Source organism: Paenibacillus sp. FSL H7-0357, assembly GCF_000758525.1.
Taxonomy (GTDB): domain Bacteria; phylum Bacillota; class Bacilli; order Paenibacillales; family Paenibacillaceae; genus Paenibacillus_AQ.
The window spans coordinates 1,606,630-1,621,258 of sequence record NZ_CP009241.1; the positions used below are offsets into that span (position 1 = coordinate 1,606,630).

Consider the following 14,629-nt stretch of genomic DNA (forward strand, 5'->3'; position numbering starts at 1 on the left):
ATATGGCGGCGTGGCAATATGAGGGGAAGCCCTTTTTTGAGTCGGAAGTCGCAGGGGAAAGGTATTTTCTTAGATTTGAGGGCATATATTTAACCATTTCATCACATATTGAAACTATTTATTATAAAATTTTAATGAAAAACATTAACAAAATAATGAAAATAGACGATAATACCTATAAATTAATTAAAATTATTGCCAAATCGTGATTATCAGACAAAATGACTGAAAGTTCAAATATATGGAACGGGGTGGATGAGATGATCAAATTAGAAACGCAGGACATCGTGAATATTACTATAAAGCAAATTGCCGGTATTTTTAAAATGGAGCCGCTTGAGTTGAGATTTGTGAATGATTTTCAAGGAGAACAATATCTCTTAACGAATGACAAGCTGCATCTCAACAACCAGCATTACTGGGCAAAAGTTATGGAATGTGTTTTCGACAATCATGTCAGACCGGTTCTGATGTGTGAAGTGCTCTACTTCCTGCGCAATGAATTTCTGGAGAGTGACATCAAGCTCAGCTTCTCCTACGATTTTGCCGAAGGTGCAGACGGAGCGGCAACGGTATCTGCGGAAGTCAGCTTTAATGATTCACCGGAACTGCAGCCGGGAGAAATTGCCGAACTGATTGATTTTGCACTGTCCCTCCAGGACAAACAATGGTTTGAGGAACTGACCTCCAAATACAAACAACTGACTGCATGAGATTGGTGTACAGTTCTATCATACCCGCATTTAATAAGCCGCCCTGTCCGCAGTGTTCATCTGCGCAAGGGGCGGCTTATTTCTTTGATAGATACTATATTTACTTATGGGTTCAAATGCACTATAAAACAGCTTCCTTCAGCCAGCCTTGAGCATTCTCACTGACGCTTTGTGCCAGAAAGTCCAGCCAGTCTTCACTGTCGTTCAAACAGGGGGCGGCAAGGAAGGAGTCTGCTTGTCCACCTCCGGCAGCAAATTGCTCTCTTCCTTCCACAGCAAGCTCATGCAATGTTTCCAGGCAATCGGTCACAAGTCCGGGCGAAAAAATCATCGGCCGCTGAATCCCGCGTCCGGCCAGCCCCTTCAGGACTTCCTCTGTAGATGGCCCAATCCATTCCTCGCGGCCAAAACGGGATTGAAATGAGATTTGCCAATCCCCGGACGCCCAATTCATCGCTTCTGCGAGCAGGCGGGCCGTTTCCAGACACTGCTCCGGGTAGGGGTCTCCGGTCTCTGCATATCTGCTGGGAATCCCGTGAAAGGTCAGCACGAAGTAATCCGGTTTGGTGTTTATTTTACGTAGTTCCCGCAGTAAAAGCTCTTTCATGGCAAGGATATACCCCGGTGCATTATAGTAGGCTTCCATAAACCGGAGTGCGGGTACAAAACGTTTGGATACCGGTCCGGCAGCGCTGCGGCGCCCCAGAGCGGCAAAGCAGGCGGCGTCGTAGACGGATGCTGTGGTAGTAGAAGAATATTGCGGAAACAAGGGGGCCACGATGATCCGGGTCACTCCGGAGGACTCCAGTCTGGCAAATGCCTGTTCCATGCCGGGCTCACTGTAGGCAAGACCCAGTTCCACCTGATAACGGCTGCCGAGCAGCTTTTGCAGTCCGGCCACCTGGGCCTGTGAATGAAGCAGCAGTGGGGAACCTTCCTTGAGCCAGATTTCGCTGTAGAGCTTGGCAGACCGGTGTGGCCTTACCCGTAAAATAATTCCGCGCAGCAGCGGCTGCCACAGCAGAGGGGGATAATCAATGATCCGGCGGTCGGAGAGGAACCTCCGCAGATAAGGGCGTACCGACTTGGCGGTGGGGGCGTCAGGTGTTCCGATTTGGGCGAGAATGACGCCGATAGAGGGCTGATTCAACGTAGTGAACGCTCCTTTACATTAACATGACATCGTTATAAAGTATCATAATCCTCTTTGTAAGTACAATACAGGACATCACATTATTATCATATGACGGAGTAAATGGGAGTATTTGAGAGATAAAAAATTTATTGAATTAAAATAAAATGAAAATAGTGATGTTTCTAATAGGGTGTGTGATTTTATGTACAGAGAAGCCAAGCTTTGATTTGATACCATCAAGCCAGAAATTGCCTCTAGCAGACATGAACTAATAAATGTGAATTAATTCACCTATCTATGTGAATTGTTTCACCTTTTGAATGGGATATTCGTAAGAGCTCTTCTATGGTGCATGGGATAGCTAACGGGAGGACGGGAAAGGGGGGATGACCTCTTAGGAGGAAGCAGGATCTTCTTCTTAAGAAGGGATGAGAGACGGCCAAACGGAAGATCAGCTGTAAAGTGCTACATACTACTGGGGATATGGTAAAGGAGAATACTCATTGAAAAAACTGATTTCTTTGACTGTAAGCGCAGCCTTGTTGCTTGCGCCAATCGCTTACACAATTAATGCACCTGCACTGAATTTGAAGGTGGATGCGGTTTCTGCCGCTTCGGAAGAAGCAACGGCTAAACCGGAAGCAACACCAAAGGCAACAGCCAAACCGGCTGCAACGCCCAAAGCGACTGAAAAACCAGCAGCAACAAAGAAACCGGCTGCAACGCCCAAAGCGACTGCGAAGCCAGCTGCAACAGCGAAGCCAGCTGCAACAGCCAAACCAGCTACAACAGCTAAGCCAGCTGCAACGGCTAAACCAGCTGCAACAGCTAAACCAGCTACCACGGCTAAACCGACTGCAACAGCTAAACCAGCTGCAACAGTTAAACCGGCCGCTACTGCTAAGCCTGTAACGGTTCAACAAGATGTGTATCAAGACGGGGTATATGTAGCTTACGGCGATGCTTACTCCAAAGGTACCGAAGGCGCGAAAGTAACGATTAAAGACGGCAAAATCGCTTCCATTGATCTGCTGAGAACATCTCCGAAGCTGATCGACAGAAATGTCCGTGAGAATTACAGCGGCCTCTGGGCGGCATATGGTCTGATGAAAGACAGACTGCTCGGCAAGACAAGAGTTGGAGCTGCTGCAGTGGATGCTGTTTCCGGTGCAACCCGCTCCAGCAACGGCTGGAAATTGTCGGTAGACAGAGCTTTTGAAAGAGCGCTGAAAGTAAAACCGGCTGACGCCACTTATTTCGAAGGCGACATCATGGGTATTGACCCTCAAGGTAAATATGCGGTATTTGCAACCTACGATGCCACCAAGCTGACTGCGGTTAAACTGTACCCGCTGACAACAAGCGGAGATTTCGCGGATGAAAAAACCTACACTGCAGAGCAAACTGCAGCGATTGCGGCAATCACGTCTGTACTGCTCGCAAACGGTTCGTCCGCACAACCTGTAGCCGGATTTGAAGCTGACTCCAAAGCTGCAATCCAGGCATTCTGGGATGCAGAGCAGAACGCCCTCATCAATAACACTTCCGCTTATGTTGACGGATTCTACTCTTCCTACGGTACTGCAAGAAGCGTAGGCGTGGAAAGAGCCGATATCGTTATCCGCAACGGCAAGCTGGTAGATGTGAAGCTGTACAGACTGGGTTCCAATCTGGTAGATAGAGGCACAACTGCTTATGCAGAAGTTGTAAAAGCAAATGCACCAATGACAGCCAAATTGCTTGCCAACGGTTCTTATTTGGCCAATTATGATGAAAAGGTAGACGGTATTTCCGGCGCTACCGAAAGCAGCCATGGCTGGAACCAAGCTGTAGAAAGAGCTTTCGAGAAGGCGCTGAAAGTTCCTGCAGAAGGCAAATATTTTGAAGGCAAATTCGCCGGCGTAGACAACCAGAACAAAGTCCTGCTGCTGGTCGACATTGCTGCCGACAAAGTAAGCGGCATTAAAGTAAGCCTCTTTGCAGCTGACGGCAAAATTATTGCCGATGACAAGCTGACACCTGAACAAAAAACTGTAGTCGGACTGCTGACTGCAGGTTTGCTTGAACAAGGCGTGGATTTGACGGATGTTCCGGGTCAAGAAGTTTTGTCCAAAGCGGCAAAAGCAGCTCTGACAGACGCTTTGACCAATGCTTCCAAAGTACAAGGCACTTATAAAGACGGCACTTTCACCGCTTTCGGTGATGCTTATGATAAAGGAACCAACAGAGCAGATGTAACTCTGCGCAACGGCAAGATTGTGAATGTTGCTCTTTCCCGTGTAGGTATGAATATGGTGGATTTAGGTAAAGCGGCTTATGCTGAAGTTCAAAAAGCAATTCCGCAGCTGACTACCAGCTTCCTTGCTGCAGGAACAAGAGAAGGTGTACAATCGGTAGATGCCATCTCCGGCGCTACAAGCAGCAGCAATGCACTGAAAGCTGCTGTAGACAGAGCTTACGGTAAAGCTGAAGTTGTAGAAACCGACAAAGCAGCTTACTTTGATGGAATTTTCATTGGAGCAAGTGCCGACAAATCCGTCAATGTTATGGTTACTGTCAAAAATAACATTCCTGTGTTGATGCTGGTCTATTATCTCGACGGTGCCGGAAAAGTGAAGACCCCATATCTATTAACACCGGCTGAGCTTGCGGTGAAGACAGAAATTGAGTCCACTTCCAGCACGAATGGCCTGCATAAATACGGATACCGTCCGGCAGCCTTCGGAGCCAATGATGCTGAGAAGGATGTTTCCGCCAAAGCAGTAGAAGCAATCAAAGCTGCGCTGGAAGCAGCAGGCAAATAATACAGCAACGTCTATGAGGAGGTTATTCAGGCCCTGTAAATGGCTCTGGATAGCCTCTTTTTATGCTGTAAGCAAAGGCTATTGACCGGCTTGGTACAAGCCCGGGCATAATTATGAATCGTTATCGTATAGTAATTTAAAGGGATTTCGAAGGTGAATGTCAAAAGTTTAATATACACAGCAGGATATAATACCTGCTAGTAATGGGAGGCTCCAACATGACACTAATTAAACAGCTATCTCCGCAGGACGAATTTGTCGGGTTCTATCTGTTACGGGAGCTGACGCTCAAACAGACAAACGGTACTCCTCCAAAGGATTATTTTGATATTGTACTCGGTGATTCAAGCGGTCAGATAACAGCTAAATATTGGGATGTCAGCACAACTGATAAAGAAACCTTTTTCCCTATGGCGCTGGTGAAGGTGCGCGGCATAGCACATACCTATCGTGAGAAGCTGCAGGTCAAGATTACCAAGATCAGACTGGCCAATGAGACGGACGGTGTATCGCTCACTGATTTTATCCGGTCTGCGCCAATCCGTCCCGTTGATCTTATCCATACGATTAAAGGGGTGATGAGCAGCATTGCCGATCAGGAGATTTCCGCAATCGTCTCCTTCTGTGTCGGTAAGGTGGAAGAGAAGCTGATGCATTATCCCGCAGCCAAGACCTATCACCATGCTTATTTTGCCGGACTTGCCTATCATATGGTGCGGATGCTGGAGATTGGTGATTTTCTCTGCAAACAGCGTCCGTTCCTGAACCCTGATCTGATGAAGGCGGGGATCATTCTGCATGATATCGCCAAGCCGGAGGAGATGATTTCCCAGTTTGGCATTGTGTCGGATTACAGTGTGCAGGGGAAGCTGATCGGCCATATCTCGATGGCGTCGAACTGGATTACCGAGGCCGCGATTCGTTTGGGTTTTACTCTGGATTCGGAAAAGGTTATCGCGCTGCAGCATTTGGTCTTATCCCATCATAATCTAGGCGAATGGGGAAGCCCTGTTCAGCCGCAAACGGCGGAAGCGGTGGCGCTGCATCATATCGATGCGATGGATGCCAAGCTGCAGATGGTGGAGGATGCGCTGGATACGACCCCGGAAACAGAAGAATGGACACCGTTTATCCGCGGACTGGAGAACAAGGCGGTTTACCGGTCGAAAATCTAGAATCGTCAAAAAAACGCAAAGAGCAGGTCTTCTTGAGTAACAGAGAAGACCTGCTCTTTATTTTGATCCACAGCGGGTTGCCGGGCTGTCTCAGAACTGCTGCTCAAAAGGTGCTGCAGGGAGCAGTGGAACCCGTTTTTTGCCGGGTTTCTTTGCTGCTTTTTTGGGTGGTGATTTAAAAGGAGTATATCCGCCCGAATACATCGTTCCGGCTTTATAGCCTTGACTGTCCGCGAGCAGCAGCGGTTCGAATTGCTGCTGCTGTTCCATCAGCTTCAATAAGATAATAGCCGCAGCCCGGGCATCATCGAGTGCGTCATGATGCTTCAGGCGGATACCGAAATGCTGTGAGATTACATTCAATTTATGGGAAGGCAACTCCTGGAGCATTTTTTTTCCCAGCAGATAGGTGCACATATATTGAAAATTCGGGTAGCTGGTCCCTGAGGCGTCCAGACAATAACGCAGCACGCTCATATCGAAGGCGGCATTATGCGCCACGACGATTTCGCCTTGCAGCAGCGGTTCGAGCAAGGGCCACAGCTCAGCAAAAGTAGGCTGCCCCTGGACCATTGAGGGCGTGATCCCGTGAATAGCAATGTTCATCCCGTCAAACCGCTGGCGCGGGTCAATCAGCCAGACATGCTCGGCTGTAATAACACCTTCTCTAACCTGGACAAGACCCAGGGAGCAGGCGCTGGAGCGGCTGGAATTCGCCGTCTCAAAGTCAATTGCTGTAAAGTTCATTTGGTAAAGCCCCTTATCTATCAGGTATATCATTAATACTAAAGTAGTGAGGGGGTAAATACAATCTAGCAATTTTACAAAACCTTGTGAGTATGATATTCCTTATATATGAAAAATTGGAAGAGTACATCGAGGGATGAGGAGATGAGGCTATGCAGCAGCTGCTAAAGGGTCAAAAGGTAGATGTAACAAAAGGGAAAAACGTAAATGAGCTTACATTATCCTTCGGATGGTCAACCGCTAATCAAGAGATGGGAATAGATGCCGCTGCATTTTTGTTGTCGGAGCGGGGACGCTGCGAACGTGATGAGGACTTTATTTTCTATGGAAATCCGGTATCACAGGATGGAGCCGTAACACACACAGTCTTGAAGCAGGGAGATAAGGAAAGTCTCTCGGTTTCATTGTCCCGTCTGCCGCAGCAGGTTGCCCGGATCGCCTTGACATTGACTATCTATGAAGGCGAACAGCTGAATCACCGCATGAAAGATGTATCCGGCCTTTATCTGAAGCTCCAGGATCGTCAGAGCGGCGAGGAACTGCTCCGTTTTGAGTATGGCTCTGATTTATCCGATGAGACAGCGATCGTAGCAGGAGAATTATACCGCCATAACGGGGAGTGGAAGTTTAACGCCATCGGCAGCGGTTTTAATGGAGGCTTGGCTGCACTATGCGTCAATTTTGGACTTGAAGTGGAAGAGGTAGGTTCTGCGGAGGTTGCTGCTGCAGCTGAAGTGCTGGCACCGCTTGAACCGCCTTCACCAACGCCGCCGCCAGCACCAGCCGAGCCGTCCACACCACCGGAACCTGTAAAGAATTCTGTCCTGTCTACCATTGATCTGCGCAAAAAGATAGTTCAGTTCACACTCGAAAAGAAGCAGTTGACCGGAGTAACGGCCCGGGTTGGGGTTGTGCTGGATATCAGCGGCTCGATGAGAGATCTGTATGCCCGCGGCATCGTGCAGGAGGTCGTAGAACGGATATTGGCCGTTGCCTGCAAATTTGACGACAATGGCTCGCTGGATGTCTGGGTGTACGATAACGAATTCAGCCGGCTGCCCCCGGTTACGGAACGGGACTTTGAACAATATGTACAAAGACATATTCTAAAAAATCCTTCGATTCATAAATTCGGGCGGAACAATGAACCTCCGGTGATGGAGGATGTGATCCGCAAGTATACCAAAGAAGATAAGGATTCTACTCCGGTATTTATCATATTTATCAATGACGGAGGCGTCTTGAAATTAACCAAAAAGGTGATTATGAAGGCAGCCGTCCAGCCGATATTCTGGCAGTTTGTCGGGATCGGCAATTCGGATTTCGAAGTGCTCGAAGGATTGGACAACATGACCGGCAGAGTCGTGGACAATGCGGACTTTGTTCACTTGGACCGGATTGAACGGGTATCGGATGACGAGCTGTACGACAGGCTGCTCAATGAATTTCCGCACTGGCTGAAGGCGGCCAAGGACAAACGGATTCTGAGGGCGTAAGATCCAGCCGGAAACCTTTAACCAGAGTATTCCCGTTCATAATATCGGTCTCGAAATGCCGTTTGAAGCCCAGCCGTTCGTAGAGCCTGATCGCCGAGACCATCATATCCGAGGTGTGCAGGTTCAGGGTGGAGGCGCCCAACTCACGGGATCTCCGGGCGGCTTCCCGAATCAGGAGTGCAGCAACGCCGCGGCCGCGTGCGTCAGGGGAGACGGCAAGCAGGCGCAGTACAGGGGAGTGGATGCCAAGCTCCGGCTTGCCGTAAGCCGTTTCCGAGGAGGTGAACAACAATGCGCTGCCGACAATCTGCTGGCCGGTTTCAGCGATGATGCGCGCGAACGGGGCATCACCGTGTACGGAATCAAGGATTGAATTCCGGTACGCTTCCCACTGCGGCTCAGGCATGTCGGCAGAATATTGGCTGTATGCGGACAGCAGCACTTCGGCGATGGCTTCGCGCTCATTAACTGCAGCGTCACGAATAATGATCTCTTTTGACATATTCACGATATACCTCCCTTACATAAGTCAGGTGGAAAGATCAGGCGAGTGACGTTATTATAACTGATAAATCGCATAGACATAAGAGGAATTTAATGATTCTGATAAATGAATAGAAAAGTTCTATCCATCTTTGTGACTTATTTAATGGAAATCCGACTGAAATACACGGAATATGTGTTGACAAAAAAATATGCCGTGAATAAGATATATACAAAATCTATAAGAACGCATCGCCATAAATCATTGTTAATTCATCGGAATAGTAAAATTAAAACCGACTAAGGGGGGCTAGGTGTGAACATTGAAAATATTGAGGCCTTTGTGTACATCAACCATTATGGAAGCTTCAATAAAGCGGCCGAAGTCCTGTATATCTCGCAGCCGACAGTTACCGCCCGCATACAATCGCTCGAACGAGAGCTGGATTGCCGGGTATTTGACCGGCTGGGCAAGCAGATTAATCTCACCGATAAAGGCAAGCAGTTCCTCCCCTATGCCCAGCAGATTCTCCAGGTCTATCAAACCGGCAAGCATCAAATACAATCGAAAGGACATATTCCGAATGAGCTGAGAATCGGCAGCACTGTCTCGGTGTCCAATTATTTGATGCCCCATCTGCTGCTTCATCTGAAGCGCAGGTATCCGCATATCACGATCAAGCTGACGACAGCGTCTACGGAAGTGCTGATCAGCAAGCTGAAGTCGAAGGAGCTCGATCTGGCTTTTATCCGTAAAGTCGTAAATCCGGCGATTCAGGCTTTTCCATTCTGCGAGGATCCTATTTCGCTCTATGTGCACAAGGGGCATCGCCTGGCCAAGGGAGGCCGTGCCTCAATACAGGATATCCGTCAGGAGACGCTGGTTTTCTTTGAATGCGGCTCTTTGGACTGGATGCGGCTGCACCGTGTATTTGAGAGTATGGAGCAGCCGCCGAATATTGAATATCAGGTGGATAACCTGGAGACGGCCAAGAAGCTGGTGCTGAAACAAGCGGGGATTTGCTTTCTACCGGCACTCAGTGTGCAGGAGGAAGTGGCGGCAGGGACGCTGATCCGGGTAGATATCGCGGAGACGGAAGGGATTTCGCTGCGGACCAGCCTGATTTCCCTGAACGGGGAAAATGCGGAGTTTATCGAAACCCTGCTGGAACTTAGCATAGGTAAAGCCGGCGATCGACTTCTTGTATAGATGTATTAAAAAACTCTATTAGCACATGGATACCTGCGGTGATAAAGTTAATTGCATAATCATAATCACGACTAATTCGATAGGGATTATAAAATTAAAATCCGAAAGGTTGGAGGGCATGCGATGGGTGAAGTATACCGGCTGGCAGAACAGAAGGATGCGGAGCAATTACTGGATATTACATATCGTGCCTATCAGCTGATTCGTGAACTGGGGCTGCATTGGCCGGCGGCAAACGCCGATCTGGCGATGATTGAAGACAATATTTCAATCAATGAGTGTTATGTGCTTGAGGTCAGCGGAACGATTATTGCGACAATCACTTTGTCAAAAGAAGAAGAGGTCAAGAAGTTCAGCCCGCTGCCTTTTATCAAATGGTTCGCCGTGAGTCCGGAATACAGCAACAAGGGCTACGGCGGAAAGCTGCTGGATTGGGTAGAGGAGCATATTATTCTCGGACAATTGGGCTCGCCTGAAGTCACTCTGGCAACGGCGAAAAAACATCCGTGGCTGGTTGAGATGTATGAGCGGCGGGGTTATGAACGGTTCCTGGAGCTTGACCCGCAAAATGGCGACGGCATCATGTATCTGCTGAAAAAGACACTTATAAACAAACCACATTTCATTCAAAGGGGATAGAAACATGAAGAAGTCAATCTCACTGGTATTTGCATCAATACTCACGCTGGCGATTGCCGGCTGCGGAAATAACAGCAACAGTGCAGGCGGTGGCAACACGGACAGCAGCAAGAGCGGGAATGTGGCAGAAACAGCAGCACCTGCTAATGCGCAAGGGGGTAATGCTTCGGCAGAGCCGGCTAAGGTAACGAAGATCATCGTGGGCACAGGCACAGGTTTTCCAAAAGTCTGCTACATCGACGAGAACGGCAAGCTGACCGGGTTTGATGTGGAGCTGATTAAAGAAATTGACAATCGCCTGCCGGAATATGAATTCGAACTGCAGACGATGGATTTCAGCAACCTGCTGCTGAGTCTGGAAACCAAAAAAATCGACCTGGTCGCCCATGTTATGGAAAAAAATCCGGAGCGGGAGCTGAAGTATTCTTTTAACAAAGAAGCTTACGCCCACTGGAGAAACCGCATTGTGGTGGCTAAGGACAATGAGTCGATCCATTCGCTGGATGATCTGAAAGGCAAAAAGGTGCTGACGGGTGCAACCAGTGCACAGGCGCAAATTCTTGAGAACTACAATAAAGAGCATGACAATGCGATTAATATTGTGTACCAAAACGGTACGGCTAACGATACAGCTGCCCAGATCAGCTCCGGCCGTGTAGACGCCACGCTGGCTGCCGATTTTGTACTGCCGATCATTGATCCGCAGAGCAAGCTGAAGGCAACGGGCGACGAGCTGTCGTCGGCAGACATTCTCTATGTGCTGCGCAAGGATGATGCTGATTCGCAGAAGCTGTCGGATGCGATTGACGGTGCGATCAAGGAGCTTAAGACAGACGGTACACTGGGCAAGCTGAGCACGGAATGGCTGGGTGCGGATGTTACAGCGAATTCGGTTCAATGATTAAGCCTGTGAGTGTGGGAAGGGAGGGAGTTTATGGGCGAACCATTTGATATCAGCTATGTATTTTCATTTTTGCCTAAGCTGCTGGGGACGTTAAACACCACACTGCTGATTGTCGCCTGCTCGCTGCTGGCAGGAATTATAGTCGGTTTTCTCGTAGCTCTGCCCCGCCTGTACAAAGTGCCGGTGTTGAAAACCTGCTCCGAAATCTATATTTCTTTTTTCCGGGGAACGCCGATTCTGATCCAGCTCTTCCTGTTCTATTACGGGCTGCCTGAAATTCTAAAACTGGTTCATGTGGATATGACCCGGACGCCGGTGCTTGTCTTTGTGATTCTAACCTACGGCCTGCACACGGGGGCATACATGTCCGAAATGATCCGGGCTTCTGTGATGGCGGTGGATAAGGGGCAGGTGGAGGCTGCCTATGCTACGGGAATGACAGGGTTCCAGGCTTTTACGCGGATCGTATTGCCGCAGGCGCTTGGCATCGCGATTCCGGTATTCTCCAATCTGGTGATTGCGCTGCTGAAAGATACATCGCTGGCCTTCACGCTCGGTGTGATGGAAATGACGGGCAAAGCACAGACGCTTGGCAGCTTGACACAGCATTTTATCGAAACCTACATTGCCCTTGCCCTGATCTATCTGGTCATCAGCTATACGATTGAGAAGCTGCTGCTTGTGGCGGAGCACCGGCTGCTGCGGCATGAGAAGCGGAGCACCCCTGAGAAAAAATCGTTTAGAGTCCACAAAAATTGGTCCTACCGGCGCATTATTGCGGAAATGGGATCGGGTAAAGGAGGCGCAGGATAATGAAACTGGATCCATCATTTATCTGGACGGCGTTCCTGCAAATCTTGAGCGCTATTCCTACCACCTTATATATAACAGTTGTCTCCGTGTCAGTGGGCTTTCTTATCGGCATTTGTGTCGCATTGATCCGGATTTACAGAGTGCCTGTCCTGTATCCGCTGGCGGTCGGGTATGTCACCTTTATCCGGGGTACTCCGATGCTGACGCATCTGCTGCTGATTTATTTCGGACTTCCTGTCCTTATTGACGGACTGGCCGCCCACTTTGGCTGGGGGTTCAGGTCGGTGTCGGTTCCGATGATCGGTTTTGCCTATATTTCGTTCTCAATTACAGCTGGTGCTTATATGTCCGAGGTCGTCCGTTCCGGTCTGCTTGCCGTGGACCGGGGCCAGCTGGAAGCTGCACATTCCATAGGCATGACCACCCCTCAGGCCTTGCGGCGGATTGTCTTTCCCCAGGCGCTGGCGGCAAGTCTGCCCAATCTGTCCAATTCCGTTATTGGTATGCTGCATGGGTCAACGCTTGCTTTTACCGTATCCGTAGTGGATATCAACGCTAAGGCGCAGATTGTGGCTTCGACGAACTGGAAGTTCTTTGAGGCGTACCTTGCGGCGGCGCTGATCTTCTGGGGGCTTACATTCCTGATCGAGCGGCTGACGTCCCTGATCGAGAAACGGATCAATCTTTACAATCGAGGTGGAGTGGCATGATCAAGCTGGAGCGTATTTCGAAGTCGTTTGGCCGGAATCAGGTGCTGAACAATATTGATTTAACCGTCACCAAAGGCGAGGTTGTTGTCATTCTCGGCCCCAGCGGCTCAGGCAAAACTACCCTACTGCGCTGCGTGAACTACCTGGAGAAGCCCAGTGACGGGGAGATTGCCATCGGCGATTTCAAAGTGAACTGCAGGCATGCACGCAAAAAAGAGATTCATCAGCTGCGGCAAAAAACGGCGATGGTCTTCCAGCAGTATAATCTTTTCCGGCATAAAACCGCGCTGGAAAACGTGATGGAAGGGCTGCTTATCGTCAAAAAGCTTCCGAAGGAGGAAGCGAAAAAACGGAGTATCGCTTTGCTGGAGAAGGTGGGGCTTGGAGCCAAGCTGGACGCGTATCCAAGCCAGCTGTCGGGCGGGCAGCAGCAGCGGGTAGGCATTGCCCGCGCCCTGGCGCTGGAGCCGGAAGTGATTCTGTTCGACGAGCCTACGTCGGCGCTGGACCCGGAGCTGGTGGGCGAGGTGCTGGCCGTCATCCGCAAAATTGCCAAGGAAGGCATCACAATGATTGTCGTGACGCATGAAATGGGTTTTGCCCGCGATGTCGCCAATCACGTAGTGTTCATGGATGGCGGTGTGATTGTTGAGGAAGGGACACCGACACAGTTATTCAATCATCCGCGTGAAGAAAGAACGAAGCAGTTCCTGAAGCGGATTACACCGGAACTGAACTATTCCATTTAGGAGGCCAAAATATGGCGATTACAATAAGTGTCCTCGACCAAAGTCCAATTTATCCGGGGGAAACGCCGGAAGAAGCCTTCTTGCATACGATTAAGCTGGCGCAATTATCCGAGCAGCTGGGATTCCGCCGTTTCTGGGTTTCGGAGCATCACGACTCCGGGCAGGTAGCGGGTTCATCCCCGGAGGTGTTGATTTCTCATCTGCTCGCCAAGACGGAACGTATCCGGATCGGCTCCGGCGGTATTATGCTTCAGCATTACAGCCCTTATAAGGTAGCGGAGAACTTTAACGTGCTGGCCTCGCTTGCACCGGGGCGGGTGGATCTGGGGGTTGGCCGTGCTCCCGGGGGACTGCCGAGGAGCACACAGGCACTGCAGCAGGGCAGCTTTGAACCCTCCAGCCTGACGGACAAGATTATCGAACTCGAAAAGTATGTACATAACCGGCTGGAGGAAGACCATCCGCTGGCGGGGCTGAAAGCAGGCCCGATTCCAGGGACACCTCCCGAAATTTATGTGCTTGGTGCGAGTGTAGCCAGTGCGGAAATCGCTGCCGGACTGGGGTTGCCGTACGTATTCTCTTTATTCATCAATGGGGATCAGGCGATAGCGTTGGAAGCGATCGAGACTTACCGCAACAACTTCGAGACTTCGCCGGGAAAAGAACCCCGGGCAATTATTGCGCTGTCTGTCCTGGCTGCCGAAACCGAGGAGGAGGCCAAAGAACTAGCCGGAGCGCATAAGCTGATCCGGATTAATCTGGCCAGCGGCAAGACACTGACGGTTGCTACCCGGGAGCAGGCGGAGGAATTTACCCGGCAGAGTACGGAAGATTACACCATAGAAGAGCGGGAGCCGGAAATTACAAAGGGGACAAAAGCCAGCGTGCGGCAACAACTGCTGGCGTTGTCCTCAGCATCAGGCGTCGACGAGTTTATCATCACGACCAATGTGCAGCCCTTCGATAAGCGGGTCCGTTCCTTTGAACTGCTGCATGAAGCACTGGCTGAAGTGCCTGCGGAGGCCTGACAAGAAGGGCTAGTCCGATAAAC

At 49.8% G+C, this 14,629-nt stretch carries 14 protein-coding genes and 1 pseudogene; 12 read left to right on the plus strand and 3 right to left on the minus strand.

The window, feature by feature from the left end; genetic code table 11:
* Window positions 1-260 precede the first annotated feature (260 nt).
* Window positions 261-713 (plus strand): IDEAL domain-containing protein, encoded by a 453-nt coding sequence (locus tag H70357_RS07180; protein WP_038587350.1) that lies wholly within the window; start codon window positions 261-263, stop codon window positions 711-713.
* Between the two features lie 121 nt (window positions 714-834).
* Here H70357_RS07180 and hemH read toward each other — a convergent pair whose 3' ends face one another.
* Window positions 835-1,863, minus strand: coding sequence for a ferrochelatase (gene hemH / locus H70357_RS07185; RefSeq protein WP_038587352.1), 1,029 nt, complete (start codon window positions 1,861-1,863; stop codon window positions 835-837).
* 488 nt (window positions 1,864-2,351) lie between these two features.
* Here hemH and H70357_RS07190 point away from each other — a divergent pair, with 488 nt between their 5' ends.
* Entirely contained in the window at window positions 2,352-4,652 is a 2,301-nt protein-coding gene (locus tag H70357_RS07190; RefSeq protein ID WP_038587354.1) for an FMN-binding protein, read from the plus strand.
* Between the two features lie 218 nt (window positions 4,653-4,870).
* A complete protein-coding gene (locus H70357_RS07195) occupies window positions 4,871-5,827 on the plus strand; it encodes a 3'-5' exoribonuclease YhaM family protein (RefSeq protein ID WP_038587356.1) in 957 nt (318 codons plus the stop codon).
* A gap of 90 nt (window positions 5,828-5,917) precedes the next feature.
* On the opposite strand, the gene H70357_RS07200 is transcribed toward H70357_RS07195, so the two are convergent.
* A complete protein-coding gene (locus tag H70357_RS07200) occupies window positions 5,918-6,574 on the minus strand; it encodes a 3'-5' exonuclease (protein ID WP_038587358.1) in 657 nt (218 codons plus the stop codon).
* Window positions 6,575-6,726: 152 nt separating this feature from the next.
* Between H70357_RS07200 and H70357_RS36510 the strand changes: the two are divergent.
* A pseudogene (locus H70357_RS36510) lies at window positions 6,727-7,197 on the plus strand (TerD family protein); the annotation flags it as partial.
* 201 nt (window positions 7,198-7,398) lie between these two features.
* On the plus strand, window positions 7,399-8,070 hold the full coding sequence (locus H70357_RS36515) for a vWA domain-containing protein (RefSeq protein ID WP_038598856.1): 672 nt from the start codon (window positions 7,399-7,401) through the stop codon (window positions 8,068-8,070).
* Here the strand turns inward: H70357_RS36515 and H70357_RS07210 are convergent.
* Window positions 8,012-8,578: a GNAT family N-acetyltransferase gene (locus H70357_RS07210; RefSeq protein ID WP_038587360.1), complete on the minus strand. Its 567-nt coding sequence runs from the start codon at window positions 8,576-8,578 to the stop codon at window positions 8,012-8,014. The two genes, H70357_RS36515 and H70357_RS07210, sit on opposite strands and share 59 nt — an antisense overlap.
* A 291-nt stretch (window positions 8,579-8,869) precedes the next feature.
* On the opposite strand from H70357_RS07210, the gene H70357_RS07215 reads away from it, so the two are divergent.
* The 7 genes from H70357_RS07215 (at window position 8,870) to H70357_RS07245 (ending at window position 14,606) form a co-directional block, all read left to right on the plus strand.
* The gene (locus H70357_RS07215; RefSeq protein ID WP_038587362.1) at window positions 8,870-9,763 is read left to right on the plus strand and encodes a LysR family transcriptional regulator; all 894 of its coding nucleotides are present in this window, start codon (window positions 8,870-8,872) and stop codon (window positions 9,761-9,763) included.
* A gap of 123 nt (window positions 9,764-9,886) precedes the next feature.
* Window positions 9,887-10,402 (plus strand): GNAT family N-acetyltransferase, encoded by a 516-nt coding sequence (locus H70357_RS07220; RefSeq protein WP_038587364.1) that lies wholly within the window; start codon window positions 9,887-9,889, stop codon window positions 10,400-10,402.
* 4 nt (window positions 10,403-10,406) lie between these two features.
* Window positions 10,407-11,303 carry a transporter substrate-binding domain-containing protein gene (locus H70357_RS07225; protein ID WP_038587366.1) on the plus strand — a complete coding sequence of 299 codons (897 nt, stop codon included), beginning with the start codon at window positions 10,407-10,409 and terminating at the stop codon, window positions 11,301-11,303.
* Between the two features lie 33 nt (window positions 11,304-11,336).
* Window positions 11,337-12,119, plus strand: a complete 783-nt coding sequence (locus tag H70357_RS07230; RefSeq protein WP_038587368.1) for an amino acid ABC transporter permease — start codon at window positions 11,337-11,339, stop codon at window positions 12,117-12,119.
* Window positions 12,119-12,829: an amino acid ABC transporter permease gene (locus H70357_RS07235; protein WP_038587370.1), complete on the plus strand. Its 711-nt coding sequence runs from the start codon at window positions 12,119-12,121 to the stop codon at window positions 12,827-12,829. Before H70357_RS07230 ends, H70357_RS07235 begins: the two co-directional genes overlap by 1 nt.
* Window positions 12,826-13,578 carry an amino acid ABC transporter ATP-binding protein gene (locus H70357_RS07240; RefSeq protein WP_038587372.1) on the plus strand — a complete coding sequence of 251 codons (753 nt, stop codon included), beginning with the start codon at window positions 12,826-12,828 and terminating at the stop codon, window positions 13,576-13,578. The genes H70357_RS07235 and H70357_RS07240 overlap by 4 nt, the downstream gene beginning before the upstream one ends.
* A gap of 11 nt (window positions 13,579-13,589) precedes the next feature.
* Window positions 13,590-14,606 carry an LLM class flavin-dependent oxidoreductase gene (locus tag H70357_RS07245; protein ID WP_038587374.1) on the plus strand — a complete coding sequence of 339 codons (1,017 nt, stop codon included), beginning with the start codon at window positions 13,590-13,592 and terminating at the stop codon, window positions 14,604-14,606.
* The last annotated feature ends 23 nt before the right edge of the window (window positions 14,607-14,629 follow it).